The following is a 2,077-nucleotide window of genomic DNA, read 5'->3' as shown; positions in this document are numbered from 1 at the left end:
ATTCCCGGCGAGCCCAGGAACGGCCCGAAGCTCACGCCTGCGTACGCCAGCAGCGAAGCGTCGAAGGTGAGGTCGAGGTCGAATGCGCGCACGCTCGGCGGCGCGAAGTCGCCGAGCTCCGGAGCGCCGAGGACGAGGAGCTCGACGTCGAAGGAGGCACCCAGGTCGACCGCAGCTGGCGCCGAGACCGAGATCGTGAGCGCGCGCCCCGGCGCCGGAAGGAGCGAGAGGGCTGCGACGGCGACCCAGAGTCCGGTTCTCGGCATCTTCATCGTCTCCTCGCGGCACGCCGGGTCCGCAGCGATCGCGTCCCCCGCAGCGCGATCAGGACCAGGACCGGTTCGATCCCCAGCAATCCGCAGGCCGCGCACTGCGCGAACGTGCACTCGTTGGCGCACGCGGCCGAGTCGAAGATCGTGACCTTCCCATCGCCGTCGGCGTCGCGCGGGTCGTCGGCGGCCACGGTGGTGCCGATCCCATCGACGATCGCCTGGACGTCGCTGCGGTCGATCACGCCCGAGCCGTCGACGTCGCAGCCCTCCGACACGTCCGCGAGATCCTCGCAGCCGGGGTCGGCGGGGTAGTCCGCAAGTCCGTTTCCGTCGTTGTCGATGCCGTCGGAGCATTCTGGCGTGCGGATGGCCAGGGTGTGCTCGCGTGTTGTAGCGATCGCCGTGGCCGTTCCACGGACGCCGTTCAAGGACGAAGGTGGCGTCGCTTCGCCGACGGAGTTGTCGCCCCAGCAGACGACCGCGCCGCTGCCGGCCTGGATTGCACAGGCATGGTCCATGCCGACCGCGATCGCCGAGGCGCTTCCGGATGTCCCGTTCACGGACGAAGGCGGCGTCGCCTGCCCAGCGTAGTTCTCGCCCCAACACACAACCGCGCCGCTGCCGGCCTGGATCGCGCAGCTGAGATTGTTTCCCACCGCGATCGCCGAGGCGCTTCCGGATGTCCCGTTCACGGACTGGGGTGGTATCCGCCAAAGACTTTGGCCCCAGCAGACGACCGCGCCGCTGCCGGTCCGGATCGCGCAGCTGTGCGAGAGGCCCATCGAGATCGCCGAGGCGCTCCCGGACGTCCCGTTCACGGACGAAGGCACCTCCAACAGGGAATCGATGTTCGAGCCCCAGCAGACGACCGCGCCGTTGCCGGCCCGGATCGCGCAGCTGCTGTACACGCTCGCCGAGATCGCCGAGGCGCTCCCGGACGTCCCGTTCACCGACGAAGGCGGCGTCGAAAGCCCGGAGGCGTTGAAGCCCCAGCAGACGACCGCGCCGGTGCCGGCCTGGATCGCGCAGCTGTGATATTCGCCAGCGGCGATCGCCGTGGCGGTGCCGGCGCTGCCGTCCACGGAGGGAGGCGGCGTCGTCTGCCCGTAGATGCCTTCGCCCCAGCAGACGACCGCGCCGGTGCCGGCCTGGATCGCGCAGCTGTGCGCGAAGCCCGTCGCGATCGCCGAGGCGGTGCCGGCGGTGCCATCCACGGAGGGAGGTGGCGTCGCCTGCTCATAATAGTTCCAACCCCATCCGACCACTGGACCCGAGCCCGCTGTGGCGCTTCGTGCGATCCCACCGAGGACGAGGATCGCGATCGCCACTCCCACGGCGAACAGATGGTGGATTCTCCGCATGAATTAGGCGTCGCAGCCGCGCGTGTCGGCTGCGGCGAGCCGACACCGCCACGAGGTAGCTCGGAGCCCGAAGGGCCGGAGAGAGGCCACTCCAACACCTCCTCTGCCTGGTAGGTCGCGAGACCTCGCTGATTCGGATCACGGGCGAAGAGCTACGGTTAGCTTCGCGATCGAGGCGGCGCGGCGCAGGCACATCAGCGACGCCGCGTCGAGTCAGGCCTGGGCTTCCTCCAGACGTTCCGCGGGGCTGGTAGCGGAGCTCGGGTGAGTGGCCAGGACGTTTCAGTACCGGGCGATAAAGACTGTTCTCAGCATGATCGTCGTCTCCTCGCCATGCGCCTCGACCGCAGCGCCCGGATCCCCACCAGGAGCAGCACGGGCTCGATGCCCAGCAAGCCACAGGCGGCGCACTTCGGGAACGTGCACTCGTTGGCGCACGCCGCC

The 2,077-nt window shown here is 69.5% G+C and carries 3 protein-coding genes; 1 reads left to right on the top strand and 2 read right to left on the bottom strand.

Translation table 11 applies throughout. The features are described 5' to 3' along the window. The coding region (locus VMS22_04225; GenBank protein HXJ33225.1) for a hypothetical protein at window positions 1–272 on the bottom strand (272 nt) is incomplete at its 3' end. Further along, window positions 269–790, bottom strand: a complete 522-nt coding sequence (locus VMS22_04220; GenBank protein ID HXJ33224.1) for a hypothetical protein — start codon at window positions 788–790, stop codon at window positions 269–271. The genes VMS22_04225 and VMS22_04220, both read right to left, overlap by 4 nt. Before the next feature lie 127 nt (window positions 791–917). Between VMS22_04220 and VMS22_04215 the strand changes: the two genes are divergently transcribed. Then, window positions 918–1,307, top strand: a complete 390-nt coding sequence (locus tag VMS22_04215) for a hypothetical protein (protein HXJ33223.1) — start codon at window positions 918–920, stop codon at window positions 1,305–1,307. The last annotated feature ends 770 nt before the right edge of the window (window positions 1,308–2,077 follow it).

The sequence above is a fragment of the Candidatus Eisenbacteria bacterium genome, from assembly GCA_035577985.1.
GTDB lineage: Bacteria > Desulfobacterota > Binatia > DP-6 > DP-6 > DATJZY01.
Note: the sequence above shows the minus strand (reverse complement) of the source record. Positions and strands in the feature narration are given on the sequence as shown.

Excerpts from the sequence above, each read along its gene's own strand:
- VMS22_04220 (HXJ33224.1), bottom strand. The coding sequence starts at position 790 with ATGGACCATGCCTGTGCAATCCAGGCCGGCAGCGGCGCGGTCGTCTGC.